Below are 25,652 nucleotides of genomic sequence, written 5' to 3' on the forward strand. Positions count from 1 at the left end.
CAGGAAGCATCAAGATGAGCAAGCTCGCAGGAAAAGTCGCCCTGGTCACCGGGGCCTCCAAGGGCATCGGCGCGGCGATCGCCTCGGCGCTGGGCGCCGCCGGCGCGTCGGTGGTGGTCAATTACGCGTCTAGCCGCAGTGGCGCCGATGCGGTGGTGGCGCGCATTACGCAGGCCGGCGGCCAGGCGGTGGCGGTGCAGGGCGATGTGGCCGATGCGCAGCAGGCCAAGGCGCTGGTGGCCGCGGCCGTCGAGCGCTTCGGTCGGCTCGATGTGGTGGTCAACAATTCGGGCGTGTATGAGGCGGCGCCGCTGGAGGACGTCACGCCGGCGCACTTCCATCGTCATTTCGACATCAATGTGCTGGGTCTGCTGCAGGTGACGCAGGCGGCGTTGCCGCATCTGGGGCAGGGCGCCAGTGTCATCAACATCGGTTCGACGGTCAGTGCGATGGAGCCGCCGGGTCTGGTGGTCTACACCGCGACCAAGGGCGCGGTGGATGCGATCACCGGCGTGCTCTCGCGCGAGCTGGGCCCGCGCGGGATCCGCGTCAACAGCATCAATCCGGGCATGGTCGATACCGAGGGCGCGCAGACCGCGGGCTTCATCGGCTCGCCGATGCAGACGCAGATCGTGGCGCAGACGCCGCTGGGCCGCGTTGGTGCGCCTGATGACATCGCCGATGTCGCGGTGTTCCTGGCCTCGGACGCGGCGCGCTGGCTGACCGGCGAGCGCATCAAGGCGGGCGGCGGGCTGCGCTAAAGCTGTCTAGCTTGGTGGGAGCAACTGTCTCTCAGTTCAAGCCGCGGCCTTTTTGTAGAGCGGAGCTTGCTCCGCTGCTCTTCGTTCGGTTCGTGGGGGAGGCTCCAGCGGAGCGAGCTCCGCTCTACAGGTGGGAGCCGCCATGGCGGCGAGGGGCTTTACCGCTAAAGCCTCATCGCCGCCATGGCGGCTCCCACGGGGGTTTGGTGGCTTGCGGCTGTGGTGCTGCTCGATGTCGGCGCAAAGCAAAGGCAACAGCAACAGCAACAGCCAACCCATCCCCAGCCCTCCCCTTCGCCTTCGGCGAAAGGGAGGGGGCGGGATGCTGCTCCGTCAGGTCCTCCAGTGAACCGGCCTGCGCTTGCTTTGCCGAGCGCCCCTCCCCTTTGCGCGTAGCGCAAGGGGGAGGCTGGGAGGGGGTTGCTCTTGCTGTTGCTTGTTCGCTTTTGGCGCAGAGCAACAGCAGCGGCAACGGCTAGCCCCTCCCTCTCAGTCGCTAGTTGGCGACTTCGGGCTCCCCTTCGCCTTCGGCGAATGGGAGGGGGCAGAGCGCTGTTTCGTTACTTCCTTTAGCGATCTGCTGACGGGGGGCGTGGCGCTGGCGTTTCGGTCGTGCCGGTCAGGCGACCTGGCGCAGGCGGTCGATGTCGCGGGGGAGCAGGGGGCGGGAGAAGATGAAGCCCTGCGCTTCGCGGCAGCGCAGGGTCTTGAGGGCCACGGCTTCTTCCTCGGTCTCCACGCCCTCTGCCACGGTGTGGAAACCCAGGTCGTGGGCCAGGCCGATGATCGAGCGCACCATCGCGCCCTTCTGGATCGCACTGGGGAAGCCCTGCACCAGACTGCGGTCGATCTTGATGGTGTTGATCGGCAGGGTGGTGAGGTAGGCGAAGTTGCTGTAGCCGGCGCCGAAGTCGTCAACGGCGATGCGCACGCCCATCTGGCTGATCTCGCTGAGCTGGCGCGAGACTTCGGGCGTGCGTTCGAGCCATTCGCCTTCGGTAATCTCGATTTCCAGATGGCTCGGGTCCAGCCCGGTGCGCTTGAGCTCGGTCAACAGGCGGTCGGGCAGGTCCCCGCGGCGGAAGTCGGCCGGCGAGACGTTCAGCGACAGCGTCAGCTCCATGCCGCGGGCGATCCAGGTGCGCATCTGTGACAGGGATTGCCTGATGACCCAGTCGGTCACCTGCGGCATCAGCGCGGTCCGTTCGATCACCGGGACGAACTCACCGGGCGAGACTTCGCCCAGCTCGTCGTGCTTCCAGCGCAGCAGGGCCTCGACGCCGACCATCCTGCGGGTGGCCAGTTCCACGCGCGGCTGAAACACCAGATACAGCTGGTCGTTGGCGATGGCCGCCGGCAGGTCGGTGGCCAGGCGGTAGTCGCGGCGCAGCTGGAGGTCGCGCGTGGGTTCGTAGCGTACCCAGGGCTGGCGCTGGTCCAGGGCCTGGTGCATGGCCACGATCGCCCGGCGCAGCGCGTCCTGGGCGTTGGAGGCATCGAAGGCGGTGATGCCGCCATGGCACATGGGCAGCATCTCCAGGCCATCGACCAGCACCGAGCGCGTGGCCACCCGGCGGACGCGTTCCAGGATCGCCTCGCGCTCGTCGCTGGACAGCTCGCTGAGCACGAAGGCGAAGCGCGACACGCCCACGTGGTAGAGCGGGGCGATGTCGGACAGCAGCTTGGACAGGCGCTCGCCGATCTGGCGGATCAGCGACTCCACCGGCGCCATGCCGCGCGCCTGGCCCAGCAGATGCGCGGCGTGCACGTCGAAGACGTCCAGGATCATCAGCGTATGGCGATCGTAGGGCCTGATATCGGCCAGCGCGTCCAGGTCCAGGGCGAACTGCTGGCGGTTGGGCAGGCCGGTGACCGGCTCGCGCCGGCCGACCGAGCGCAGCAGGCTGATCTGGTCGATGGTCAGCGCCGCCAGCGTCTCCAGCTGGTGGCGCTGCTGTTCGGTGAGTTTGCGCGGCTTGTGGTCGAGCACGCACAGTGCGCCGATGGCGTAGCCGGAGGAGGTGATGAGCGGGGCGCCGGCGTAGAAGCGCAGATGCGGCGCGTCCACCACCAGGCAGTTGTCGGCAAAGCGCGGATCCTGGGTCATGTCCTCGACTTCCAGGACCTCCCGGCCGCGGATGGTGAAGTCGCAGACCGAGGCGCTGCGATCGGTGGAACTGACCGGGAAACCCTCGCGGGAGATGAAGTACTGGTGTTCCTCACCGACGATGGAGATCAGCGCCATGGGCATGTCGAAGATCTCGCAGACCAGCTGGGTCATCCGCTTGAGCTCGGGCAGGTCGACGATCTTGAGCAGATCCAGGCTGCGGATCAGCGCGAGACGTTCCTCTTCGGTTTTCAGCGACTGGACCATGGAATTTCACCGGGCAAGACCACGAGGAGCTCAGCAAGAAACATGCCATACGGGGAGGCGGCGATCGGTACGGACACGTGGCCTTCGCTTGCCAAACTACGCGCCCGCGCGCGGCGGGGATGCGACCGTTCGGCGGCTTGTGCAGCCTGCCTCACCGCAGGCGCCGGGTTGGGCCTCAGAGGCGCGGGCGGTGGGTGTTCAGCGGATGGAGGTGCCGGCCCAGGCCGGCGGTCGATCCGATCGCATCGTCGGTTCAGGAATCGACGCAATTGGCGCGCCGCCCCGTTAAGCTAGTGCCTGTCCAACCGAAGAAGCCGCCGATGCCGCATACCCCGCCGATGCCGCATCTGCCGTTGATCGTCGGCTTCGAGGTGCCTGGCCCCGCTGCGGCGGGGCACGACGACGTGCTGGTGGCGCTGCTGGACGCCGCGCCCGGCGCCGACTGGCTGACCCAGCTGTCCAAGCACGCGGCCGATTTCAAGCTTCGGCACGGGCTCAAGGATGTGCGTTGCGTGGGCCGGCATCTGTGCCTGGTTGGGCCCAACCAGATCGTGCGCAGCGTGGTCTCGGCCGTGCGCGGCTTCGTCGATCATCTGACCATCCAGGTGCTGGCGGCGCGGATCCGGCGCGAGCGGGGCACGCCGACCCAGGCGGGCCAAGCGCGGGAATGGATCGATGCGCAGGTGGCCGAGCAGGTCGAGGGCGTGCCGCAGATGCTGCGCGCCATCCACGACCTCACCGGCATGCGCTTTACCGCGCTGTCCCAGGTCGACCAGACCCACTGGAACGCGCTGGCCTTCTACGACCAGCTGGATTTCGGCATGGCGCCGGGGCAGAAGCTGGAGCTGGAAGTCACCATCTGCGGCGATGCGCTCAAGTCGCGCGAGGTCATCGTCTTCGGCGCGGCGGCCGATCATCCGGTGTATGCCTGCAGCCCGCTGCCGGCGCTGTATGGCTTCAAGAGCTATATCTCGGTGCCGATCCTGCTGGAGGACGACACCGTCTTTGGCACCGTGTGCGCGCTGGACGCCGAGGCGCGCACCGTTACCCCGGACATGATCCAGCTGATCCGCGCCTACGCGCGCAGGATCGCCAGTCAGGTGCAGCCTGCGACGGACAGGCCGGTTCAGGCGGGTTGAAGGCGACGCAGCAAAACGCCGAGGCGCCGGCCCGTTGTAGCAGGGCCTGACGCTTCGGCGCTGGTGTGTCGCGATGCCGGGGCCGTTAGAGCCCCGGCCTTGAGGTGTTCAGCTTTCGCCGAAGCCGCGGCTGGATTGCGCGGCCGGCGTGGCCGGTTCCGGTTCCCAGCTGGCGGTGGCCGCGCCGATCAGCGGATCGCCGTGCGGCGGAGTGACATCAGCACGATCGTAGGCGGGGGCGGCCGCGGCATCGCGCGCCTGGCGGTCCTTCCACAGCTTGTAGGCGATGGCGCCGGCGGTGCCGAGGGCGACGAGGCGGAACAGTCCCATGTGCTTCTCCCGAGGATGGATGCGCCGACCTTGGCACCGGCCGGGTCATCGACAGGTGACGGTGCGCTGTCATCGCGGCAAGCTGTTCAGGGCAGCAGCACGCCGATGCGCTCCAGCGCCGGCGAGGCGGACATGTCGTTGGGATTGGTGCCTGGCGCGTCCTGCGGCACGGGCATGCCCTTGCCGCGGTAGAAGTCGACCCAGTACGGCGAAATCTGCCCGGTCTGCGGGTTCTTGAAGTTCATCGGCTGCAGCGCGAAGACATGGTGCGCGCGGAAGGCGCGTTCGATGAAGTCCGAGCAGTAGTAGCTGTCCTCGTTCTGCACGTAGGTGAAGTTGTACGGCTTGCCCAGCAGCGTGCGCGCCTTGGCGATGGCGTCGGGAATCGCGGCGCGCTGCTCGCGCTTGAGTCGGTAGACCACCACCTGCCGCTGCTTGGCCCGCGCCTGGTCGAGGAACTCCTTCAGCGGCTGCGCGCGCGAGCCTTCCTCGTCGGCATGCAGCACCACCTGGGTGCGGCCGTCGTGTGCGACCAGGCCCACGTGGTCGTAGCTCGGCTGGCCCTGCCTGGCGGTGGCGTCGTCGATGGCGCCGCTCAGCCCGGTCCTGGCGGCGGTCACGAACAGCAGGTCGCCGTCCTTGACCCGCACGCCGGCCTGCGCCGGTAGCGCGAAGGTCAGGGTCAATGCCAACAGCAACAGGAAGACACGCATCTGGGAGACCGCTGAGAAAGGGGCGCTCATTATCGCCGCCCGCGCCTGCGCGGTTGCGTGGCGTTCATCGCGCGGGGCAGTCGTTTGCGCCGCGTCACGACGCGCGCGACAAGCGCTCACGGCCCGCTTCGGGCGCGTCGGCAGACTGGCCCTCCCTTTGAATGCCAGGAGACACCCATGTCCGTCGAGAAGCACACCGCCCACGCCGTCAACGACCTGATCGAGATCGCCCGTGACGGCGAGAGCTTCTACCGCGATGCCGCCGAGAAGGTGAAGGACGCCGAGCTGGCGGGCCTGTTCAGCCGCATCGCCGGCACCAAGGCCGACATCGTCAACCGCCTGACCAGCGTCGTGGCCGCCTCCGGCGAGAAGCCGGCCGAGCACGGCACCCTGGTCGGCAGCATGCAGGAGCTGTACGGCAAGGTCCGCGCCGCCTTCGGCGACACCCAGTATGGCTATGTGGCCGAGCTGGAAGAGTCCGAAGACCGCCTGCTGAAGGCGTTCAAGGAAGCCGCCAACGACGCCGATCTGTCGGTCGCCGCCAAGCAGGAAATCGTCCAGCTGCTGCCCAAGGTGCAGGAGACCCACGCGGTCATGCGCGATCGCAAGCACGCGATGAAGCAGGCCAGCTGATCCAGCGCCGCGTGCCGGTCTCGCTCCATGAGACCGGCGCGCGGCAGGCTGCACGCGTCCCATGTTCCTTCGGCCGGTTCTCACCCCGGCCTTTTTTTTTGCCTGTTGCCCGTAACGCGCGCTACCAGGCGGCGCGGTTGCCGCCTTGATGCTTGGCGCGGTACTGCGCCTGGTCAACGCGCTGCATCAGCGTCGCGGGCGTGTCGTGCTCGGCGGCCAGCGCCATGCCCAGCGAAGCGGTGACGCGCGGCGTCGTCTCCAGCGTCAGTGCGGCAAGCGCCGCGCACAGCTGATCGGCGAAGTCCTGCAGCGCCGTGGAATCCAGCGACGGCAGGACGATCATGAACTCATCGCCGCCCCAGCGTGCAGCACAGGCATCGCGCGGGGCACGCGCCTGGCAGCAGTCCGCCACCGCCTGCAGCACCGCGTCGCCGGCCGCGTGGCCCAGGCTGTCGTTGATGGCCTTGAAGTTGTCCAGGTCGAACATCAGCAGCGCCACCGGCGCACGCCGCGCCAGCAGGTCCTGCAGCACGAGCTCGCAGAAGCGCCGGTTGTAGAGCTGGGTCAGCGCATCGCGATTGACCATCGCCTCCATGCGCGTGCGTTCGTCCACCAGGTGGCGGATCCTGCCGGCCAGCCCTCGGTGCACCGGCAGCAGCACCATGATCATCACGAAGCACGGCCCGTAGGTCATGACCAGGTCGGCGCCGCGTGCGCTGTGCAGTTCCTGCGGATGGGTGAACAGATAGCCGAGCACGGGCCCGGCCACCAGCAGCCAGCACAGCACCAGCGTGGGAATCGCCTGGCGCGGCGGCAGGAAGATCACCGTCGTCGCCAGCAGTGCCAGCAGCAGCGCACTGATCGGCGGATAGGTCTCGATCAGCCGCAGGTCCGGGTGCGTGGCGGCCTGCCAGGTGTAGAACCACGCCGGCGCGGCCAGCGCCAGCAGCGAGACCAGCACGGCCAGGCGCATGGTCGTGGCCAGGTGCTGCGGCCTGCGCTTGAGCGCGACGAACAGGCCGGCGAAGGCCAGGGAGACCAGCGGCGGCACGACGACGTCCATGGGCGCCTTGATCGGCCGCAGCCAGTTCACCAGCGTGGTGGCGCCGGCGGTGAACGAGGTCAGGGCCAGCGTGACGAGGCCCGCGCGCCGGATGAAATGTTCACGGGACAGCGTCAAGGGCATCGTGCGGCAGCCATGTCTGCAGTGGCGAAATGTTAGCCCGGGCCAGTGTGTCGGATGCAGCAAGAAACGGCGGGGTCGCCGAAGCTCGGGTGCCGATCTTCCCCAGCGCGCGGGCGTCGCGGATCGCAGCGCCGCCTCGCTGCGTCGTGATGCGGTACGGGAAATCGGATGTGTTCGCGTGGGCCGGTATGGCTAGGCCGGACGCAAGGCGACGCAGAAGGCCGTCGGCTCGATGGCGCCGTCAGAAGGCCAGTGAGGTGGAGCGAGCGGGCCTGGCCATCGCCGCGCGCCTTCGCCCCTTCGTTTGGAGGAGGGCGCTGGCCGCCTGCCCTGCGATGCCGGGCATCGCGGAGCGGCCGGTCACTGGTAGCGGAGGTAGTGGCCGCTCAGCGCCAGGTACTGGCCCATGTCCACGCCGCCGGTGGCGATGGTGACGCGCGGTCCGGCGACGGCCATGTCGTAGTCGCGCGTCGGCAGGCGCGCCGCGCTCGCGGTGCGGGGCGCGGTGTCGAGCCGTGTGTGCCGGACCGGCGGCGCTGGCGGCGGGGCGACGATCTTGGGCGCGGCGGCCGCGATGACGACCGGGGGCGCCGGCGCCGGCGCGACGCTCGGCGCGGCTGGGATGAGCGGCGCCTGATCGTAGGACGGCACGGACACGGCGGCGCTGCGGCCGGCGTGGACCACGCGCGGGGACGTCGGTGCCGGCGTGGGTTGAACGGGGGGCGCGTCTTCCGCGAGCACCGTGCAGGTGGACGCCGGGGGCGCGGGTTGGGCCACGGTCGGCGCGGTCTCGAGCGTGGTCGCGGCGGTCGGCTCGGCGGGGGCCGTCGCCACGGCCATGGCGTGCGGCACGCCGAGCCCGGCCGTCGCCGTCGCCGCCACCGGCGCGGTCGGCAGCAGGCGCGCGTGCGCGTCGCGGCGGGCTTTCAGCCAGGCGTCGAAGGCGGGCGAAACGGTCTGGGCACCGGCCGGCGCGGCAAGGCTGACCAGCAGGCAGGCCAGCAGCGCTGCTGTGGATGTCTTCATGGCGGGCTCCCCCCCGGACTGCAGGCTCGCACAGTGGCCGTGCGCCGGAGGGCTGTCAAGGCAAGCGCGCCCGCCGCGCGTGCGGTCTGCACGTGCGGCGCTGGATCGGAATGCGCGCTGCCGGGGAGGTGTCCTTGCCGCCAGGTGGGTAAGGAGGTTTAGAAACGCACCTCGAGCCCGAGATTGAGCGCGTCAGCGTAGTTGGGGTCGTACTCGTCGTAGTCGTAGCTGTTGGAGTAGACGTAACCGGTGTAGTTCAGGCTCAGGCTGGTGTGGCGGTTGAGATCCACGCCGATGCCGAAACCGGCGTAGGCACCATAGACGTGTTCGCGCGAGCTGTCGTATTTGATGTACGAGCTACCGTCTGGGCGATAGTAGCGGCCGCGCGTGTCGTACTGCGTCGTGTTGCCGTACCAGTAACCAAGGCGTGCAAGCGCGAACCAGGGGCTCCGACGCCCGAAGTTGAAGCGTGCGATGGCGCCCAGGCTGTAGAAATCGGAAGCGCCGTATTTATCGTCCTGCCGCTTCGTTTCCTGCAATTTGCCCGCCGCGGCCTCGATGCCGATCAAGGACACCGAACCGGCCCGCCAGCGATAGCCGGCGGTGAGGCCGTACATGGTCTGGTCCACGTCCTCATACACCCAGCCCTTGCCCGCCTGCACGCCCACGAAGGCGCCGCTGGCGTTGCGGGGCTGCTCGCGCGGCTTGCGCTGCACCGGCGGCGGCGGCGGGGCCGGCGCAGGCACCGCCGCGTAGGTCGCAGGGGCGGAGGCGACGGCCACGGGCGCATCGGCGCGCGGGGCCATCGGCGGGACCGGTGCGGCCGGCGGCACCGGCGGCACGGGAGTCGCCGGCGCGGGGCGCGCACTGGCATAGGCAGGGGCCTGGCTCGCCAGGTTTTCGGTCAGCGGGCGCTGCTCGGGCGAGGCAGGCGGCGTGGCCGCACCCGGCTGGGCCGGCGCGCGACGCGACTTGAGCCAGGCGTCGAAGGCCGGCGACACGGTCTGGGCCTGCGCCTGCGAGGCCAGGCCGGCCAACAGGCACGCCAGCAATAGCGCGGGAGACTTGTTCATGGCATTCCTTCTCTTTGGTCTCGTCCTGGATGTGCGTCCCCGCGGCGGCGTGCCACGAACGACTTGCCGGCACGTCTTCGACAGACGCGCCCTGCAGGCCAGGAGGCACGCGGTTCCCCTTGCCAGCCCCGGCGCCCGCGCGACACCGTAGCCCCGCCGCATCGGCTTGCGCCGCACGGCTCTTGCAGTTCCCCTGGCTGCAGGTTCGCACAGTGGCGTCACGCCCGAAGGCTGTCAAGACGAGCATGAACAGGCGGGTGCCTGGGCGGTCCTGCCGCCAGCCCCGCGGCGCGGTCCGCTGCCTGTGGGCTGCTTTGCCGGCAAGGGAGCTTGTGCAGCGAGACGGAGGACCGAAGGCGCGCTGGATCCAGGCCAGCCCTGCCACGCCGTCGGCGCGACCGAAGGTGTGCCGCCTAGCGCCGCACCGCCAACACACCGTCCAGCGCCAGCTGCGCCTGGAAGCCGGCCTTCTCCAGGCGCCGGGCCACTTCCCGCGGCACGTCGCGGCCGCTGGTCAGCTTGTTGGGGCTGCCGGTGTAGTGGAACAGCCGGCCGCCGCGCCTGAGCACGCGCGCCAGCTGATCGTAGAAGGTCTGCGCGTACAGCTCGCCGGCGATGCCGAAGCGGGGCGGGTCGTGCAGCGCCGCGTCGAAGGCCGCATCGGGCAGCGCGGCGATCTCGCGCGAGACATCGCCCTGCTGCAACTGCAGGCGGCCGCCGGCCTCGGCCGAGTCCGGGTCGGGCGACCACGGGTTGAGCGTGCGCAGCCACAGCACGCTGTCGTTCTTCTCGAACGAGACGATGCGCGCCACGCCGTCGGCCAGGCAGCACGCGGCGAAGTAGCCCAGCCCGCCGCAGGTATCCAGTACCGTCTTGCCGCGCGGGGCGACCAGGGCCACCTTGCGACGCGCATCGTCCAGCGGCGACGCCTTGGCCGTCGGCAGCATCTTGATGCCATCGATCTCGAAGGTCGGCACGTCCCACGGCGTGGGCACCAGCTTGATCAGCGCGCCGGCGAAGCGCGACACGGGCACGAACTCCTCGCCGTCGAAGTGGTACAGCGTGCGATCGCGCGTCTTGCCCGGATACGGATAGCGCACGCCGCGCCACTCCCAGTCGGACGCGCCGAGGCGCGCGCTGCCGGTGGAGCGGCCCAGGTCGAGCGAGCCCTGCCATTCGGACAGGCCGGCATCGCGCGCGGCGATCAAGGCCGTGGCGGTGGTCTGGGTGAGCAGCGGTGCGGTGGAGTGGGGCACGTCACGGCGCGACAGCGGGAGCGGGCCGGCATCGTACCCGACAGGCGGCGAGGGCTCAGGCCGGATCGGCGTCCAGGTGCACGGTCAATCCGCTGCGTCCGGGCGCGAGGTGATCGGCCAGCACGTGGCGGTCCGGGTAGTCGCCGCCGTTCTGCGGGCGAAAGGGAAGGGGGGCGTCATCGAACAGGCGCTCGACTCTGGTTTGCCAGGCCGCCGTCGCTTCGGCCACGCGGGTCGCGTCGAGCCGGCCGGTGTCGTAGACCGCGAAGCTGGGAAGCACCTGCATGCCCGGGAAGAACAGCGTCCCATGCGTGATCGGGAACAGCAGTTCCTCGAGCGGCCCGTTAATGCCGCGCGGCCCGTAGTCCGCTTCCGGCCCGCCGACGCAGACGCCCAGCAGCGCGCGCTTGCCCGCCAGTCCCCCTTCGCCATAGCGATACGCGTTGCCGGCGCCGCGATAGCCGTAGGCGAGGCCGAAGGCCCAGACCCGTTCGATCCAGCCCTTCATGATGGCCGGCATGCCGAACCACCACAGCGGGAAGACCAGGATCAGCGCATCGGCCGCCATCAGCTTGCGCTGCTCGGCCTCGACATCCGGCGACTGGCGCCCGTTGGCGAAGGCGTGGCCCGATTCCTGGACGAAGGACAGGCGCGCCGCGTCCAGGCGATCCGGAAAGTCGTCGGCATCGAACACCGCCTTCCAGCGCATGGCGTAGAGATCCGACTGCTGCACGGTGTGGCCCTGGGCCAGGAGCGTTGCCGTTGCGGTGTCGGCCAGGTGCCGGGTCAGCGAGGTCGGTTCGGGGTGGGCGTGGACGATCAGCAAGTTCATGGCGGTGGGTACGGCAAGCGAGAAGCTCACCGTAGGCCTGGCCCCGCTATAGTGGAAATGAATCCTGCCAATGCCAGCTATAGTCATGCACGATCTGCGGCGCCTGGACCTCAACCTGCTGGTCACGCTGGATGCGCTGCTGGCCGAGCACAACGTCACCCGCGCCGCGCAACGCCTGCATCTGTCGCAGCCTTCGGTCAGCGTGCAGCTGGCGCGGCTGCGCGAACTGCTCGGCGATCCACTGCTGCTGCCTGGTCCGCGCGGCATGCGCCCGACCGCGCGCGCCGACGCCCTACGTGAGCCGCTGAGGGCAGCATTGGAAGCCCTGGGCCAGGCGGTGGCGCCGCCGGCGCCGTTCGACCCGGCCACCGCGACGCGCACCTGGCAGCTGGCCGCGAGCGACTACGCCGCCTCGACCATCGTGCTGCCGACACTGGCCGGCCTGCGCACCGCCGCGCCCGGCACGCGACTGGCGGTGCGTGGGCTGGTGCCGCAGCAGATCGTGCAGCAGGCCGAGGCGGGGCAGATCGATCTGGCGTTTCACACCGTCGAAGGCGCGCCGGAAGGGATGCGTCAGCGCATCCTGTTCGACGAGCGCTATGTGCTGGTCGGCCGCGCCGGCCATCCGGGGCTGAAGCGGCGGCCGACACTGGCGCAGTTCTGCAGGCTGGATCAGGTGATCGTCTCGCCCGACGGCGGCGGCTTCCACGGGCCGACCGACGCGGCGCTGGCGGCACTGGGCCTGAAACGCCACGTGGCCTTGTCGGTGCCGCATTTCCTGTTCGTGCTGTCCGCGCTGGTGCGCACCGACCTGGTGGCGATGCTGCCCGAGCGGCTGGTGCGCGGACATCCTGCCCTGCGCGTGGTGCCCGCGCCGCTGGCCGTGCCCGGCTACCAGATGGCGATGCTGTGGCACGAACGCGTGCACCGCGACCCGGCTCATCAATGGCTGCGCGCACAGGTCGTGGCGGCGGTCGTAAAGCCTTAGCGCGTGCCGTGTGCCGTTGAGCGAAGACGCCCAGCGAAGCCTCACCGTTCTCCCAATAGCCGGCACCCACTGCCCCTCCCCTTTCGCGAAGCGAAGGGGGAGGCAGGGAGGGGGTGCTTTTGCTTTTGTTTTGCCTTTGGTTTTGCCTTTGGCTTTGGCTTTGGCTTTGCTTGCGCTCTTGCCTCCCCGCGAAGAGCACCCCTCCCCCTCAGTCGCTAGCCGCGACTTCGAGCTCCCCTTGGCCTCCGGCCAAAGGGAGGGGGCTAAGAGCTGCCAGTCGCACTCCCCGCGCTCGCGCGCCTCCGCCGGGTTGCCAGGATCGGGCCAAGCCTTACCATCGTGTCATTAAATCGGCCCGTCTCGAGGCCGGCTGGGGACGTGGGGATGCACAAGCGCGGATGGGCCAGCGGGTTCGGGCTGGCGCTGGCAGGGTGTGCGGCCTGGGCGCTGGCCCAGGCCATGCCGATGCCCACGGCCGTCGCGCCGCAGCCGGTCGCGGTCGCCGCCGATGGCATTGCCCTGGCCGGCGCCGACGCCGGCGCGGTCAGCACCCCCAGTGCGCCCGACGCCTGGGGCGGGCCGCGCACCGGCCGCGAACCGACTCTGTCCGACCGCGTGGTCGACTACCGCATCAAGGTGCGGCTGGACGCGATCACCCACACCCTCGACGGCCAGGAGCGGCTGACCTGGCGCAACCGCAGCGCGGTGCCGGTGCGCGCGGTCTATCTGCATCTGTATCTCAACGCCTTCCGCAACACCGGCAGCACCTTCTTCCACGAGAAGAACGACCTGGGCCTGAGCTTTCGCAGCGACGTGCCGGTGCGCAAGGACGGCTGGGGCTGGATCGACATGACCAGCGTGCGCCAGGACGGGGCGGCGGTGCGGCAGACCTTCGTCCAGCCCGATGGCGGGCCGGCCACCGACATGACCGTGGTCCGCCTGGACCTGCCCCAGGCGGTGGCGCCGGGACAGAGCACGACGTTGGACATCGACTTCGCCGCGCAGCTGCCACGGGTGATCGCACGCACCGGCTGGTTCGGCAGCTTCCATCTGGTGGGGCAGTGGTTCCCCAAGATCGCGGTGCTGGAGCTGCCCGGCGAACGGGGCGCCACCGCGCCGCGCTGGAACGCGCACGAGTTCCATCTGGACAGCGAGTTCTATGCCGACTTCGGCAGCTACGACGTCACCCTGGACGTGCCCTCGGACTATCGCGTCGGCGCCACCGGCGTGCTGCAGGGCGCGCCGGAGACCTTTCACCAGCGCACGCGCTACCGCTACGTGCAGGACGATGTGCACGACTTCGCCTGGACCGCCGACAAGCGCTTCGCCACGCCGCTGCGCGGCACCTGGACCGGGCCGGGCAGTCCGAAGGTCGCGGTGCAGGTGCTGTATGCGCCCGAGTACGTGGCCAGCGCCGGGCCGGCGCTCAAGGCCACGCAGGACGCGCTGACGTATTTCTCGCGCACGCTGGGGCCTTATCCGTATCGCTCGGTGACGGTGGTGATCCCGCCGTACAACGCCGACGAGGCCGGGGGCATGGAGTACCCGACCTTCTTCACCGCCGAAGGCTACGCCAAGGTGCCGCCGGGCTCGTCCACCGCCGCCTCGCTGGACTTCGTCAGCATCCATGAGTTCGGCCACGGGTATTTCTACGGGATCCTGGCCTCCAACGAGTTCGAGGAGCCCATGCTGGACGAGGGCCTGAACGAGTTCTGGGACCAGCGCATGCTGCGCGATGGCCATCGCCGCTACGACCTGCTGCCGCCGTGGTTGAACCGGCTGGGTGTGCATCTGCCGGTGACAGATCCGTTCGAGTTCGAGCGCCTGGGCGCGCAGGTGGACGACCCCAGCGATCCCACCGGCGCCAGTTCCTGGAACCGGCTGGACACCAGCGGCTATGTCTCGGTGTATTCGCGCACCGCCACGCTGATGCGCGACCTGGAGGCGGAACTGGGCCGGCCGGCGCTGGAGCGGGCGTTCAAGGACTACTACGCCACCTGGAAGTTCCGCCATCCCTCCATCGCCGACCTGCGTGAGTCGCTGGCCGTCTCCACCGGCAGGCGCGCCCTGATCGAGCGTGCGTTCGCCCAGCAGGTCTACGCGGTGAACAAGCTCGACGACAGTCTGGCCGATTTCACCAGCGAGCCGGTCGCGCCGCTGGCCGGGCGCGTGGTCGAGGGCGGCAAGGCGGTCACGCGTGGCGAAGAGGAGACCAACGCGCTGGCCGATGCGCGCACGGCCGCCTGGCACAAGGCGCATCCGGATGCGGCGTCCGAGGCCGGCCCGTTCGCCTGGCGCACCACGGTGAGCGTGCGCCGGCGCGGGGCGGCGGTACCGCAGACGCTGGTGGTGACCTTCGCCGATGGCAGCACGCGCCGCTTCGACTGGGACGATGCGCTGCCGTGGAAGCGCTGGAGCTTCGTCGACCCGCGGCGCGCGGTCTCGGCGCAGCTGGATCCGCAGCAGCGCCACTTCCTGGATGCGGGCAAGCTCGACGACGGCCGGCGCATCGACGGCGACCACGCCGCGGCGCGGCGCTGGAGCGCCGATGTCCTGGCCTTGCTGCAGGCGCTGCAGGCCGCGCTGGTGAACCTGTGAGGCGCGCGATGACCGATTTCCATGGCCTCTCGGTGCTTGCGCGCGGCGCGGTTCGCGCACTGCACTGGCGCGCGCTGCTGCTGTGGTGGGCCAGCCTGTCGCTGGTCGCCCTGGTCGCGGCGCTGCCGCTGTATGCGCTGCTGGATGCGCAGCTCAGCCATGCCATCGACGCGCCGCGCTATGCCCACGCGCTGAGCCTGCTGGTGCTGGGCGAGGTGGTCGGTGGCGCGGCCAAGGACAGCGGGACGGTCTGGGGCGTGCTGGCCGCACTGTGGGGCACGGCGCTGCTGTGGCCGTGGCTGACCGGGGTCATGGTGGCGGCGGTACGGCTGGGCCGCGGCGTGCGGCTGTTCGCGCTGGCCGCCGAGGGCATGCGCGAGTACGGACGCCAGCTGCGCCTGATGCTGTGGTCGCTGCTGCCGCTGGCGCCGTTCGTGGCCGCCGGCGTGTGGCTGGTGCACGTGGCGCGCGAGCGCCGGTTCGACGCCGTGCTCGAGTCCACCGTCCACTGGACCGAGCGCGGCGCGCTGCTGGCCGCGGTGCTGCTGTGCCTGATGCCGTACCTGCTGACCGAGCTGACCCGCGCGCGCATCGCCGCGCGCGACGACAGCCGCTCGGTGGTGGTGCACTGGTGGCGCGCGCTGAAGCTGTACCTGCGCCGGCCGCTGGCGACCTGGGCGTTGAGCCTGGCGATCCTGGTGCTGGGCGCGCTGCTGATCGCCGCGCTGGGCTGGCTGCGCATCGCCGCCTCCGGTGCCGGCTGGGGCGACTGGTGGCTGGCGCTGGGCGTGACCCAGCTCATCACCCTGGCCGGCGGCTGGCTGCGCCTGGCGCGCCTGCAGGTGCTGGCGCAGCTGGTCGACGACGACGCGACGCGGCGTGCCATCGAGGCCGAGGCCTGGCGTTACGACGAGGCGGCCTGATCGGCATGCCACGCGCGCGCGGCGACGCTGCGGTCGTCGCGCAGCTGATCGCGCGTCGGTAAGGCCAGCGTCGCGCCTGGTCTCGCTTAGCTATCGGCCTCGGGATGGCGCGCGCGCCAGGCGGCGAGCAGTTCGCGGTAGCGCGTCATCTCCTCGGCGTGCAGGTCGTACACGCAAGGGTCGCAGCCGCTGTCGCAGCAGTCGCTGGGCAGCGGCGGTTCGGGCGGAACGGGGCGGGGATCGTCTTCAGGCATGTGCCGATTATCCCGCACCCGCTGTGCCGGGGCGGCGATCAGGCACCTGCGCCCCCGGCGCGGCCACGATGCAGCGGGGCAGCTCGCAAGGCGCGCGCGATCCGGCGCTCCGCGTGCGGTCTGCGGGACGCGCGATCGTGCGCCGGCTATGCGCGCTTGGCACAATGGGGCGCCCCGTCCCCTGTCCGACCGCGCTGAATCCGCGCGCGGCGCGACCGCTTCCAGGTTCTTCATGTCGCTGCTCTCCTCTGAACTGGCGCAATGGCGCCGCAGGCCCCTGCGCGAGCTGCTCGCCGGCGCGGTCGCCACCTTCGCGCTGATCCCCGAAGTGATCGCGTTCTCCTTCGTCGCCGGGGTCGATCCGCAGGTGGGGCTGTACGCCTCGTTCGTGATCTCCATCGTGATCGCCTTCGCCGGCGGGCGCCCGGCGATGATCTCGGCGGCGGCCGGCTCGGTGGCGCTGGTCGCCGCGCCGCTGGTGGCCGCTCACGGCCTGCCCTACCTGCTGGCGGCCGGCGTGCTGGCCGGGCTGATCCAGGTCGTTTTCGGCCTGCTGCGCCTGGGCGTGATGCTGCGCTTCGTCAGCTCCTCGGTGCGCACGGGCTTCGTCAACGCATTGGCGATCCTGATCTTCAGCGCGCAGCTGCCTCAGCTGGCCGGCGCCGGCGTGGCCACCTGGGCGATGCTGGCGCTGGGCCTGGCGATCATCTACGGCCTGCCGCGGCTGCCGCTGCCGGGACTGCAGGCGATTCCCTCGCCGTTGATCTGCATCGTGGCGCTGACCGTGCTGGCCGCGGGGCTGGGGCTGCCGCTGAAGACCGTGGCCGACCTGGGCCAGCTGCCCACCCGCCTGCCGTCCTGGCATGGCATCGGCGTGCCGCTGGATCTGCACACGCTGCGCATCATCGCCGGCCCGGCGCTGGCCATCGCCATGGTCGGTCTGCTCGAGTCCATGCTGACCGCGCGCGTCGTCGACGAGCTTACCGACACGCCCAGCAGCAAGAGCCGCGAATGCGCGGGGCTGGGCCTGGCCAACATCGGCGCCAGCCTGTTCGGCGGCATCGCCGGCTGCGGCATGATCGGCCAGACCGTGGGCAACGTGCGCTACGGCGGGCGTGGCCGGCTCTCCACGCTGTTCGCCGGCGTGTTCCTGCTGGTGCTGATGGTGCTGCTGAAGGACTGGGTCTCGCGGGTGCCGGTGGTGGCGCTGGTGGCGATCATGGTGATGGTCTCGGCCTCGACCTTCGACTGGGGCTCGCTGCGCACGCTGTCCACCCATCCCCGGCTGTCCAGCGGGGTGATGGTGGCGGTGGTGGTGGCCACCCTGGCCTCGCACGATCTGTCCATAGGCGTGGGCGTGGGCGTGCTGTTGAGCGCGCTGTTCTTCGCGTGGAAGACCTCCAGCGCGCTGCAGGTGCGCCATGCCGAGCAGCGCGGCCGCGACGGCGCGCCGGAACATCGCTACATCGTGCAGGGGCCGGTGTTCTTCGCTTCGGCCGATGCGTTCGTCGAGGCCTTCGATCCGCGTCAGGCGGAAGGGCAGGCAGTGGTGATCGACGTGCAGGGTGCGCGCTTCTGGGACGTCACCGCGCTGGCCGCGCTGGACAAGGTGCGTGCGCGCTTCGAGCACCACGGCTGCAGCGTCCAGGTCCGTGGACTGCGGGACCGCCCACTGCTGGCCGACGGCATCGAGGACGTGGCGGGGTAGGGTGCGGCCCAGGCCCGGACCGGATCGCCAGGGAGACGGATCAGGCCTGGCCCAGCTCCAGCTGCGTCAGGTACAGGCGCAGGTCGAACTCCAGCTGGTGGTAGTCGGCGCTCATGTGGGTGCACAGCTGGTAGAAGGCCTTGTTGTGGTCGGCTTCCTTCAGATGCGCCAGTTCGTGGGCGACGATCATCTCCAGGAACGGCGCCGGCGCGTCGCGGAACACGGTGGCGATGCGGATCTCGCGGCTGGCCTTCAGCCGGCCGCCCTGCACGCGCGAGACCTGGGTGTGCGTGCCCAGTGCATGCTTGACCACCTGCAGCTTGGGGTCGTAGACGACCTTGTGCAGCGGCGTGCTCTGGCGCAGGTAGCGCTCCTTCATCGCCTGGGTGTAGTCGTAGAGCTGGCGGTCGGTGCGCACGGCGTGGGCGGTGTCATAGCGGCGGGCCAGCACCTCGCCCAGCTTGCCGGCGTCGATCAGGGCGCGGACCTGTTGCTGGAGGGGCTCGGGATAGCCGGCGAGGTACTTGAGCGGCGTCATGGCGCACACGATACCGCCGCGGCGCGCGGCCATGCGGCAGCGCGGCGTGACCGCCACGCGGGGCTGCGGTCCGATTGGCTATCTTTCGTCGTCTTCATCCTCAAACCCAGGAGCCGCGCATGGCGCCGCGCCACCGTGTCACCGCCTGCCTGCTGACCGTCGCCATCGCCTTTGGGCTCGCCGCCTGTGCCACGCCCTCGGCGCCGGTGGCGCAGGCCCCCGCCGCGGCCAGGACGGCCGCGCCGGCCACGCCGGACCAGCTGTATCCGCAACTGTTCGAGGCGGTGCAGATGGGCCGGGTGTTCGAGGACCAGAAGCACTTCGTGGACATGACCGTGCGCGGGGAGCCGGCGCGGGTCGAGGCCGAGTACCTGGCCGCGCGCGGTCAGCCGGGTTTCGATCTGAAGGCCTTCGTCGCGGCGCACTTCGACGAGGATCCGCCGCTGCAGGTGCCGAAGCTGGCCCAGGACACCGATCTGCGCGGCCATATCGACGCGCTGTGGCCGGTGCTCACGCGCAGCTTCCGCCAGGTGCCGCCGTACAGCAGCGCGCTGGCGCTGCCAGAGCCGACGGTGGTGCCGGGCGGGCGCTTCCGCGAGGTGTACTACTGGGATTCGTACTTCACCATGCTGGGGCTGTTCGAGAGCGGCCGCGGCGCGCTGGCGCGGCAGATGCTGGACAACTTCGCCTATCAGGTCGACACCTACGGGCATATTCCCAACGGGACGCGCAGCTACTACCTCAGCCGCTCGCAGCCGCCGTTCTTCGCCTTCATGGTCAGCGAGGCGGCCGCGCAGCAGGGCGATGAGGTCCGGCGCCGCTACCTGCCGCAGCTGCAGGCCGAGTACGCCTACTGGATGCGCGACAGCGAGGCGCTCAAGCCCGGCCAGGCCTCGGCGCGCGTGGTGCGCCTGGCCGACGGCAGCCTGCTCAACCGCTACTGGGACGACCGCGACATCCCGCGCCAGGAGGCCTGGGCGCACGATGTGGCCACCGCCGCGCAGGTGCGCGATACGCGGCCGGCCGGCGAGGTCTATCGCGACCTGCGCGCGGCGGCCGAATCGGGCTGGGACTTCTCCAGCCGCTGGTTCGACGATCCGCAGCAGCTGGGCAGCATCCACACCACGCGGATCGTGCCGGTGGATCTCAACAGCCTGATGTACCACCTGGAGGCCACGCTGGCCGCGGCCTGTGCCCAGCAGCCCGGCGCATGCCGCATCGACTACGCCACACGCGCCGCGCAGCGCCAGGCCGCCATCGAGCGGCATCTGTGGAATCCGGCCGGCTACTACGCCGACTACGACCTGCGCACGCGCGCCCCGCGCGACCGGGTGACCGCGGCGATGCTGTTCCCGCTGTTCGCCGGACTGGCCTCGCCCGAGCACGCCCAGCGCACCGCGGCCACCGTGCAGGCGCAGCTGGTCGGCCCGGGCGGGCTGGCGACCACGCCGGTGCGCAGCGGTCAGCAGTGGGACGCGCCCAACGGCTGGGCGCCGTTGCAGTGGGTGGCGGTCGATGGCCTGCGCCGCTACGGCCAGGACGCGCTGGCCGAGCGCATCGGGCGCGCGTTCCTGGCGCGGGTGTCCGGCGTGTTCGACGCCGAGCACAAGCTCACCGAGAAGTACGACGTGCTGGTCACCGGCCAGCGCGCCGGCGGCGGCGAGTATCCCAACCAGGACGGCTTCGGCTGGACCAACGGGGTGACCCTGCGCCTGCTGGACCTGTACCCGCCGTCGGCGCGCTGACAGCCCCGCCACGCGTCTGCGCTTATGATCGGGCCCCTTCATGCGGGGCCGGCGCGGGAGCGGAGCCGGTCCTGCGACGCCACATGTGCCTCGGACCCATGACCCAGCTGCAGGAACGACGGGTGCTGCTCGTCGACGACAACGAACTCATCCGCGAGATGGCCGCCGACGTGCTGGCCGACGAAGGCCTGCTCATCGTGCAGGCCGGCGATGCCGAGCAGGCGCTGGACCAGCTGCGCACGCAGCCGGCCTTCGACCTGCTGCTGACCGATGTGCGCCTGCCGGGCATGAGCGGGCGCGAACTGGCCGACGCGGCGCGCGCGCTGGCGCCGGCGCTGCCGGTGATCTTCATGACCGGCTACGCCGAGGAAGCGCTGGAGCGCCCGGATTTCCTCGGGCCCTGCATGCAGCTGCTGCGCAAGCCGTTCTCGCTAGTCGACCTGCTGGCGATGGTGCGCGGCAGCCTGCCGCAGGCCGAGGCGAGCTAACTCGACGGGGCCAGGATCGCCTGCACGCGGCGCGCCAGCTCGGCCGCCTGGAAGGGCTTGGTCATCACCTCCATGCCGGCCTCCAGCTGGCCGGCGCCGACCGCGGCGTTGGCCGCGTAGCCGGTCACGAACAGCACGCGCAAGCCGGGCCGCAGCTGGCGGCCGGCGTCGGCGACCTGGCGGCCGTTGAGGCCGCCAGGCAGGCCGACGTCGGTCAGCAGCAGGTCGATGGGCGCGGCGCCGCGCAGGTATTCGAGCGCGGCGTGGCCGTCGGCCACCGCGGTGACGCGACAGCCGGCCTCGCCCAGCACCTCGGCGATCAGCGCGCGCACCGGCGCCTCGTCCTCGACCAGCAGCACCTCGCCGCGGGTGTGCGGGTCCAGCGCGGCCGGTTCGACGCCGTCCGCCGCGATGGCGTCCTCGGCACCGTCCAGGCGCGGCAGCAGCAGCTGCATCGTGGTGCCGTGGCCCAGCCGCGAGGCCATGCGCACCTGGCCGCCGGACTGGCGCATGAAGCCGTAGATCATCGACAGCCCTAGCCCGGTGCCCTGGCCGATGGGCTTGGTGGTGAAGAAGGGCTCGAACACGCGCTCCATCACCTCGGCGCTCATGCCGGTGCCGGTGTCCTGCACGCCCAGGCGCACGTACGGGCCTGGCGCGAGTTCCAGCGACGCGGCGGCCTCGGCGTCCAGCTCGACGTTGTGGGTCTCGATGATCAGCTGGCCGCCTTCGGGCATCGCATCGCGCGCGTTGATGCAAAGGTTGAGCAGCGCGTTCTCCAGCTGCGGCGCATCCACCAGCACGCGCCACAGCGGGCTGGCCAGCTGGAAATGCGTCTGGATCGAGGGCCCCAGCGTGCGCCGCAGGATGTCGCCCATCCCATCGACCAACTGGTTGACGTCCACCGCCGTGGGCGCCAGCGTCTGCCGGCGCGAGAACGCCAGCAGGCGCTGGGTCAGGGAGGCGGCGCGCGAGGCGCCGGAGCGGGCCATCTCCAGGTAGCGCTCCAGCCGGTCGTAGCGACCGGCCTCGATGCGCTGCTGCAGCAGGTCCAGCCCCATGGTGACGGCGGTGAGCAGGTTGTTGAAGTCGTGCGCCAGCCCGCCGGTGAGCTGGCCGACGGCCTCCATCTTCTGGCTCTGGCGCAGCTTCTCCTCGGCCAGCAGCAGCTCGTCGGTGCGCTCGCGCACGCGCTCCTCCAGCGAGGCGGTCAGCTCGCGCAGGCGGTTCTCCGCATCGCGGCGCGCGGTGATGTCGGTGGCCGCGCCGAACCAGCCGTGCAGCTTGCCCTCGGCATCGAACAGCGGCACCGCGCGCGACAGCGACCAGCCCAGGCTGCCGTCGTTGCGGCGCACCGGATGTTCCAGTGTCAGCGGCTGTCGGCTGGTCACCGCCTCGTGGACCGCGGCGACGACCCGGTGCTGATCCGAATCGGGGATGTGCCGCGCCATCCAGCGCTCGATCGGCGCGAAGCTGTCGCGGGCCGCGCCGGTGCCGGTCAGCTGGCGCATCTGCGTCCAGTGCGCGTCGATCATGAACAAGGCGTCCGACGAGGCGCTGACCAGCGCCGTCAGGCGCGCCTCGCTGTCGCGCAGCGCGTCGATGGCCATGCGTTCGGCGGTGCGGTCGCCGAGCACCTTGACGAAGCCGATCGCCGTGCCGTCCGCGTTGCGCAGCACGGTGGTGGCGCTGCTGGCCCAGAAACGCTCGCCGGAGCGGCGCACCTGCCAGCGCTCGCGCACCACGCGCCCGGTCTCCAGCGCGTCCAGCAGCTCGCGCTCGGCCACGCCGTTGGCGATGTCCTGCTCGGTGAACAGCCGCTCGGTCGTATGTCCGCGCATCTGCCGCTCGCTCCAGCCCAGGATCAGCTGCGCGCCAGCGTTCCAGTGGGTGATGCGCCCCTGCAGGTCGGTGGCCAGGATGGCGTAGTCGGTGGCGCTGTCGATGACCTGGCGACTGTGCGCGTCCAGCGCGCGCATCGCGGCCTCGCCCTCGATGCGCGCGGTCACGTCCACGCCCTGCACGAACACGCCGGTGATCTGCCCACGCTCGTCGCGGATCGGCTGGAAGACGATGTCCACGAAGCGCGGATGCACCGGCCCGCCCGGCTCGGCCCGCACCGCGTAGGCGGCGCTGTTGGCCGCATAGACCTCGCCGGTGCGGTAGACCCCGTCCAGCAGGTCCAGATAGCCCTGTTCGACCGCGTCGGGCAGGGCCTCGGCCACGGTCTTGCCGACCACGTCGCGGTGGTCGATCAGGCGCAGGTAGCCGGGGTTGACCACCTCGATGCGATGCTCGGGCCCGCTGAGGAAGGCCATGAACATCGGCGCCTGCTCGAACAGCTGCGCCAGGCGCTCGTGCTCGCGCGCCAGGCGCCGCTCTGCCTGGATCTTCTCGGTGACCTCGTTGGTCAGGCAGAAGGCGCCGCCGACGCGGCCATCGTCCAGGTAGATCGGGGTGAAGGAGAACGTCCACCAGGTGTCCTCCGGCACGCCGTAGCGGTGCATCTGGATGTACATCTCCACATGGCGCTCAGACTGCCCGCGGTAGGCGCTCTCGATCGGGCCGCGCACTGAGTCCCACACATCGCCCCACAGCACGCGCATCGAGGCGCCCAGCGCGCCGGGCGCGCGCGGCCCCAGGATCGGGGCGTAGACGTCGTTGTAGAGGAAGGTCACCTCCTCGCCCCAGACCATGAACATGCACTCGGGCGCATTGACCATCAGGTTGACCGCCGCACGCAGCGGCGCCGGCCAGGTCTCCACCGGGCCCAGCGGGGTGGCGGCCCAGTCGTGCGCGCGGATCTTGGCGGCCATGGCGCTGCCGCCGGCGGGGAACCAGGGCTGGCTCATGCCGCGTTCCCGTGTGCCAATCGCGGGCGCTGTCGGCATGAAGCGGGGGCGGGCCGGCAGCGGGGCGGGAGGAGCGGACGAAGCATGCAGGTGAAGACCAGCGGCGGGCGTGCGCCATTTCAGCACGGCCGGGCTCGGCCTGGCATGAAGTTTCGCAACGCCGATGCGCGGCGCTTGCCCGCGCTGCCCGTAGACTGTGGTGCCGGCGCGACGCGCCCGACGAGCTTGCGGAACCGACACGATGTTCAAGGGTGTGCTGCTGGGTTTCGCCTGCTATGCGGCCTATGCGATCAGCGATGCGTTCGTGAAGCTGCTCGACGGCAGCCTGCCGTCCTACGAGGTGGTGTTCTTCGGTGCCCTGCTCATGCTGGTGGCCGTGCCCTTCCTGAAGAAGCCGCAGGACCGCTGGCGCGAGGTGGTGGTGGCGCGCAAGCCGACGATCTGGCTGCTGCGCGCGTTCTGCGGCGCGGCCGGCAACCTGACCTCGGTGATCGCCTTCACCCATCTGCCGATGGCCGAGGCCTTCGCCCTGATCTTCCTGATGCCGATCTTCGTCACCGTGCTGTCGGTGCTGCTGCTGCGCGAGGAGGTGCACTGGCGCCGCTGGACGGCGGTGGCGGTGGGCTTCATCGGCGTGCTGGTGGTGCTGCGGCCCGGCTTCCGCCAGCTCAGCCAGGGCCACGTGGCGGCGATCCTGTGCGGGCTGACCGGCGCGGTGTCGGTGATCAGCCTGCGCATGGCCGGGCCGGAGGAGAAGCGCGTCACCCTGTACGGCGCCGGCGTGATCGGCCCCCTGGTGGCCGGCGGCATCCTGATGCTGCCGCACTTCGTCTGGCCCAGCGCCGCGCAGTGGGGCCTGATCGCCGGCTACGGACTGCTGGCCGGGCTGGCGGCGATCCTGATGATGTATTCCACGCGGCTGGCGCCGGTCAGCGCGGTCGCGCCGACCCAGTACAGCCAGATGCTGTGGGCGATCGGTTTCGGCGCCTGGCTGTTCCACAGCCGCGTCGATGCGATCACCTGGGTCGGCATCGCCCTAATCCTGGCCTCGGGCCTGGTCACCTTCATCCGCTGGAATCAGATCGCCAGCTGGCGACGGCGGATGCGGATCGTGTAGGAGCATCGTCCGACGCGGCGTCGGGATGTTTGCCGACGGACGCAGCGGCCGCGCAGGGCCACGCTGGAGCCCGGAATGGACTTCGTGGAGCAGACGATGCGCGTCGTGGCGGGAATGGTGCTGGCGGCCTGTCTGGCCGGGCCGGGCATGGTGGACGCAGCGGCGCTGCAGGCGCCGCCGATGCTGGCCACCGCGTATCGCGGGCAGGGCGAGGTCGCCGCGTATCTGGTCAGCGAGAAGCTCGATGGCGTGCGCGGGCGCTGGGACGGCCGGGCGCTGTGGACGCGCGGCGGCGAGCCGATCGCGGTGCCGGCCTGGTTCACCCAGGGCTGGCCGCCGGTGCCGATGGAGGGCGAGCTGTGGATCGGGCGCGGCCAGTTCGACGTGGCCAGTGCGCTGGTGCGCGCGGGCGATCCGCACGACCCACGCTGGCGCGCGCTGCGCTTCATGGTGTTCGACCTGCCCGCCGCGGGCGGCGCGTTCGCCGCGCGCGTGGCGCGGATGCAAGCGCTGCTGGGCACCGGGGCGCATCCGCAGCTGCGGATGCTCGAGCAGCGCCGCTTCGAGAGCCGGGCCGCGCTGGATGCCGAGCTGGACCGCGTGGTGCAGGCCGGCGGCGAAGGCCTGATGCTGCAGCACCGCGCGGCGCGCTACCTGCCCGGGCGCAGCGACACGCTGCTCAAGTACAAGCGCCTGGACGATGCCGAGGCGCGCGTGATCGGGCATGTGCCGGGGCAGGGCCGGCACGCCGGCCGGCTGGGTGCCTTGCTGGTGGAGACGCCGGACGGGCGCCGCTTCCGCATCGGCAGCGGCTTGCGCGACGCCGAGCGCGATGCGCCTCCGCCGCTGGGCACGTGGGTGACGTATCAGTACAACGGCCTGACCGGGCGCGGCCTGCCACGCTTCGCCCGCTTTCTGCGGGTGCGGGAGGAAAGCAGGGACCAGGGGCCAGGGATCAGAGGCAAGGGAAAGTGGTAGCCGGCGATGCGGCACTCAGCGCGCGCGCCAATGCACTGCTTCATCCCCTGTCCTCTGATCCCTGGCCTCTGGCACCACTGCCCGCGTCGCCTGCGCCCGCATGCGGCTTGAGGCACACTGGCGCCCTCACCTGGGAGGGA

At 70.7% G+C, this 25,652-nt stretch carries 21 protein-coding genes and 1 pseudogene; 11 read left to right on the forward strand and 11 right to left on the reverse strand.

From position 1 onward, the window contains the following. Nucleotides 1-14: 14 nt before the first annotated feature. A complete protein-coding gene (locus tag EAT51_RS05815) occupies nt 15-761 on the forward strand; it encodes a glucose 1-dehydrogenase (protein WP_130561392.1) in 747 nt (248 codons plus the stop codon). Between the two features lie 619 nt (nt 762-1,380). On the opposite strand, the gene EAT51_RS05820 is transcribed toward EAT51_RS05815, so the two are convergent. Then, nucleotides 1,381-3,135 (reverse strand): sensor domain-containing phosphodiesterase, encoded by a 1,755-nt coding sequence (locus EAT51_RS05820; RefSeq protein ID WP_130553928.1) that lies wholly within the window; start codon nt 3,133-3,135, stop codon nt 1,381-1,383. A gap of 320 nt (nt 3,136-3,455) precedes the next feature. Here EAT51_RS05820 and EAT51_RS05825 point away from each other — a divergent pair, with 320 nt between their 5' ends. After that, nucleotides 3,456-4,274, forward strand: a complete 819-nt coding sequence (locus EAT51_RS05825) for a GAF domain-containing protein (protein ID WP_165421892.1) — start codon at nt 3,456-3,458, stop codon at nt 4,272-4,274. Nucleotides 4,275-4,382: 108 nt separating this feature from the next. Here the strand turns inward: EAT51_RS05825 and EAT51_RS05830 are convergent, their stop codons facing one another. Next, nucleotides 4,383-4,604 carry a hypothetical protein gene (locus EAT51_RS05830; RefSeq protein WP_130514960.1) on the reverse strand — a complete coding sequence of 74 codons (222 nt, stop codon included), beginning with the start codon at nt 4,602-4,604 and terminating at the stop codon, nt 4,383-4,385. Nucleotides 4,605-4,690: 86 nt separating this feature from the next. After that, nucleotides 4,691-5,317, reverse strand: a complete 627-nt coding sequence (locus EAT51_RS05835) for a YiiX/YebB-like N1pC/P60 family cysteine hydrolase (RefSeq protein WP_130561426.1) — start codon at nt 5,315-5,317, stop codon at nt 4,691-4,693. A gap of 177 nt (nt 5,318-5,494) precedes the next feature. On the opposite strand from EAT51_RS05835, the gene EAT51_RS05840 reads away from it, so the two are divergent. After that, nucleotides 5,495-5,950, forward strand: a complete 456-nt coding sequence (locus EAT51_RS05840) for a PA2169 family four-helix-bundle protein (protein WP_130530356.1) — start codon at nt 5,495-5,497, stop codon at nt 5,948-5,950. 121 nt (nt 5,951-6,071) lie between these two features. On the opposite strand, the gene EAT51_RS05845 is transcribed toward EAT51_RS05840, so the two are convergent. The 5 genes from EAT51_RS05845 to EAT51_RS05865 all read right to left on the reverse strand — a co-directional run bounded on the left by EAT51_RS05845 (nt 6,072) and on the right by EAT51_RS05865 (nt 11,323). Then, on the reverse strand, nt 6,072-7,130 hold the full coding sequence (locus EAT51_RS05845; RefSeq protein WP_165422689.1) for a GGDEF domain-containing protein: 1,059 nt from the start codon (nt 7,128-7,130) through the stop codon (nt 6,072-6,074). 366 nt (nt 7,131-7,496) lie between these two features. Then, complete coding sequence (locus EAT51_RS05850) at nt 7,497-8,162, reverse strand: hypothetical protein (protein WP_130561394.1); 666 nt, start codon at nt 8,160-8,162, stop codon at nt 7,497-7,499. Between the two features lie 158 nt (nt 8,163-8,320). Next, entirely contained in the window at nt 8,321-9,235 is a 915-nt protein-coding gene (locus EAT51_RS05855; RefSeq protein ID WP_130561395.1) for an outer membrane beta-barrel protein, read from the reverse strand. Nucleotides 9,236-9,648: 413 nt separating this feature from the next. Next, nucleotides 9,649-10,491, reverse strand: coding sequence for a class I SAM-dependent methyltransferase (locus EAT51_RS05860; protein WP_130561396.1), 843 nt, complete (start codon nt 10,489-10,491; stop codon nt 9,649-9,651). A gap of 55 nt (nt 10,492-10,546) precedes the next feature. Next, entirely contained in the window at nt 10,547-11,323 is a 777-nt protein-coding gene (locus EAT51_RS05865) for an NAD(P)H-dependent oxidoreductase (protein ID WP_130561397.1), read from the reverse strand. A gap of 85 nt (nt 11,324-11,408) precedes the next feature. On the opposite strand from EAT51_RS05865, the gene EAT51_RS05870 reads away from it, so the two are divergent. The 3 genes from EAT51_RS05870 to EAT51_RS05880 all read left to right on the forward strand — a co-directional run bounded on the left by EAT51_RS05870 (nt 11,409) and on the right by EAT51_RS05880 (nt 15,832). Beyond that, nucleotides 11,409-12,311, forward strand: coding sequence for a LysR family transcriptional regulator (locus EAT51_RS05870; RefSeq protein ID WP_130514974.1), 903 nt, complete (start codon nt 11,409-11,411; stop codon nt 12,309-12,311). A gap of 384 nt (nt 12,312-12,695) precedes the next feature. Then, nucleotides 12,696-14,909, forward strand: coding sequence for a M1 family metallopeptidase (locus tag EAT51_RS05875; RefSeq protein ID WP_130561398.1), 2,214 nt, complete (start codon nt 12,696-12,698; stop codon nt 14,907-14,909). An 8-nt stretch (nt 14,910-14,917) separates the two neighbouring features. Continuing rightward, the gene (locus tag EAT51_RS05880) at nt 14,918-15,832 is read left to right on the forward strand and encodes a hypothetical protein (protein ID WP_130514979.1); all 915 of its coding nucleotides are present in this window, start codon (nt 14,918-14,920) and stop codon (nt 15,830-15,832) included. Between the two features lie 86 nt (nt 15,833-15,918). On the opposite strand, the gene EAT51_RS05885 is transcribed toward EAT51_RS05880, so the two are convergent. Beyond that, on the reverse strand, nt 15,919-16,086 hold the full coding sequence (locus EAT51_RS05885) for an oxidoreductase-like domain-containing protein (RefSeq protein ID WP_130514981.1): 168 nt from the start codon (nt 16,084-16,086) through the stop codon (nt 15,919-15,921). A gap of 232 nt (nt 16,087-16,318) precedes the next feature. Between EAT51_RS05885 and EAT51_RS05890 the strand changes: the two genes are divergently transcribed. Further along, nucleotides 16,319-17,794: a SulP family inorganic anion transporter gene (locus EAT51_RS05890; protein WP_130514983.1), complete on the forward strand. Its 1,476-nt coding sequence runs from the start codon at nt 16,319-16,321 to the stop codon at nt 17,792-17,794. A 40-nt stretch (nt 17,795-17,834) separates the two neighbouring features. On the opposite strand, the gene EAT51_RS05895 is transcribed toward EAT51_RS05890, so the two are convergent. Then, nucleotides 17,835-18,365, reverse strand: a complete 531-nt coding sequence (locus EAT51_RS05895) for a M48 family metallopeptidase (RefSeq protein ID WP_130514985.1) — start codon at nt 18,363-18,365, stop codon at nt 17,835-17,837. Nucleotides 18,366-18,405: 40 nt separating this feature from the next. Here EAT51_RS05895 and treA point away from each other — a divergent pair. After that, nucleotides 18,406-20,077: pseudogene (treA, locus tag EAT51_RS05900) on the forward strand (alpha,alpha-trehalase TreA). Nucleotides 20,078-20,202: 125 nt separating this feature from the next. Next, nucleotides 20,203-20,565 carry a response regulator gene (locus tag EAT51_RS05905; RefSeq protein WP_205956125.1) on the forward strand — a complete coding sequence of 121 codons (363 nt, stop codon included), beginning with the start codon at nt 20,203-20,205 and terminating at the stop codon, nt 20,563-20,565. Here EAT51_RS05905 and EAT51_RS05910 read toward each other — a convergent pair. Next, a complete protein-coding gene (locus tag EAT51_RS05910; protein WP_228257830.1) occupies nt 20,562-23,417 on the reverse strand; it encodes a hybrid sensor histidine kinase/response regulator in 2,856 nt (951 codons plus the stop codon). The genes EAT51_RS05905 and EAT51_RS05910 overlap by 4 nt on opposite strands. 241 nt (nt 23,418-23,658) lie before the next feature. Between EAT51_RS05910 and EAT51_RS05915 the strand changes: the two genes are divergently transcribed. Further along, nucleotides 23,659-24,534 carry a DMT family transporter gene (locus tag EAT51_RS05915; protein ID WP_130514989.1) on the forward strand — a complete coding sequence of 292 codons (876 nt, stop codon included), beginning with the start codon at nt 23,659-23,661 and terminating at the stop codon, nt 24,532-24,534. Between the two features lie 75 nt (nt 24,535-24,609). Further along, complete coding sequence (locus tag EAT51_RS05920) at nt 24,610-25,512, forward strand: DNA ligase (RefSeq protein WP_228257831.1); 903 nt, start codon at nt 24,610-24,612, stop codon at nt 25,510-25,512. Nucleotides 25,513-25,652 lie beyond the last annotated feature (140 nt).

The organism is Pseudoxanthomonas winnipegensis, from assembly GCF_004283755.1.
In the GTDB taxonomy this organism is placed as follows: Bacteria; Pseudomonadota; Gammaproteobacteria; order Xanthomonadales; family Xanthomonadaceae; genus Pseudoxanthomonas_A; species Pseudoxanthomonas_A winnipegensis.

Excerpts from the sequence above, each read along its gene's own strand:
- EAT51_RS05875 (WP_130561398.1), top strand. The coding sequence starts at position 12,696 with ATGCACAAGCGCGGATGGGCCAGCGGGTTCGGGCTGGCGCTGGCAGGG.
- EAT51_RS05870 (WP_130514974.1), top strand. The coding sequence starts at position 11,409 with ATGCACGATCTGCGGCGCCTGGACCTCAACCTGCTGGTCACGCTGGAT.
- EAT51_RS05835 (WP_130561426.1), bottom strand. The coding sequence starts at position 5,317 with ATGCGTGTCTTCCTGTTGCTGTTGGCATTGACCCTGACCTTCGCGCTA.
- EAT51_RS05895 (WP_130514985.1), bottom strand. The coding sequence starts at position 18,365 with ATGGCCGCGCGCCGCGGCGGTATCGTGTGCGCCATGACGCCGCTCAAG.
- EAT51_RS05910 (WP_228257830.1), bottom strand. The coding sequence starts at position 23,417 with ATGAGCCAGCCCTGGTTCCCCGCCGGCGGCAGCGCCATGGCCGCCAAG.
- EAT51_RS05920 (WP_228257831.1), top strand. The coding sequence starts at position 24,610 with ATGGACTTCGTGGAGCAGACGATGCGCGTCGTGGCGGGAATGGTGCTG.
- EAT51_RS05825 (WP_165421892.1), top strand. The coding sequence starts at position 3,456 with ATGCCGCATACCCCGCCGATGCCGCATCTGCCGTTGATCGTCGGCTTC.
- EAT51_RS05890 (WP_130514983.1), top strand. The coding sequence starts at position 16,319 with ATGTCGCTGCTCTCCTCTGAACTGGCGCAATGGCGCCGCAGGCCCCTG.
- EAT51_RS05815 (WP_130561392.1), top strand. The coding sequence starts at position 15 with ATGAGCAAGCTCGCAGGAAAAGTCGCCCTGGTCACCGGGGCCTCCAAG.
- EAT51_RS05850 (WP_130561394.1), bottom strand. The coding sequence starts at position 8,162 with ATGAAGACATCCACAGCAGCGCTGCTGGCCTGCCTGCTGGTCAGCCTT.
- EAT51_RS05880 (WP_130514979.1), top strand. The coding sequence starts at position 14,918 with ATGACCGATTTCCATGGCCTCTCGGTGCTTGCGCGCGGCGCGGTTCGC.
- EAT51_RS05915 (WP_130514989.1), top strand. The coding sequence starts at position 23,659 with ATGTTCAAGGGTGTGCTGCTGGGTTTCGCCTGCTATGCGGCCTATGCG.
- EAT51_RS05865 (WP_130561397.1), bottom strand. The coding sequence starts at position 11,323 with ATGAACTTGCTGATCGTCCACGCCCACCCCGAACCGACCTCGCTGACC.
- EAT51_RS05885 (WP_130514981.1), bottom strand. The coding sequence starts at position 16,086 with ATGCCTGAAGACGATCCCCGCCCCGTTCCGCCCGAACCGCCGCTGCCC.
- EAT51_RS05830 (WP_130514960.1), bottom strand. The coding sequence starts at position 4,604 with ATGGGACTGTTCCGCCTCGTCGCCCTCGGCACCGCCGGCGCCATCGCC.
- EAT51_RS05820 (WP_130553928.1), bottom strand. The coding sequence starts at position 3,135 with ATGGTCCAGTCGCTGAAAACCGAAGAGGAACGTCTCGCGCTGATCCGC.
- EAT51_RS05855 (WP_130561395.1), bottom strand. The coding sequence starts at position 9,235 with ATGAACAAGTCTCCCGCGCTATTGCTGGCGTGCCTGTTGGCCGGCCTG.
- EAT51_RS05840 (WP_130530356.1), top strand. The coding sequence starts at position 5,495 with ATGTCCGTCGAGAAGCACACCGCCCACGCCGTCAACGACCTGATCGAG.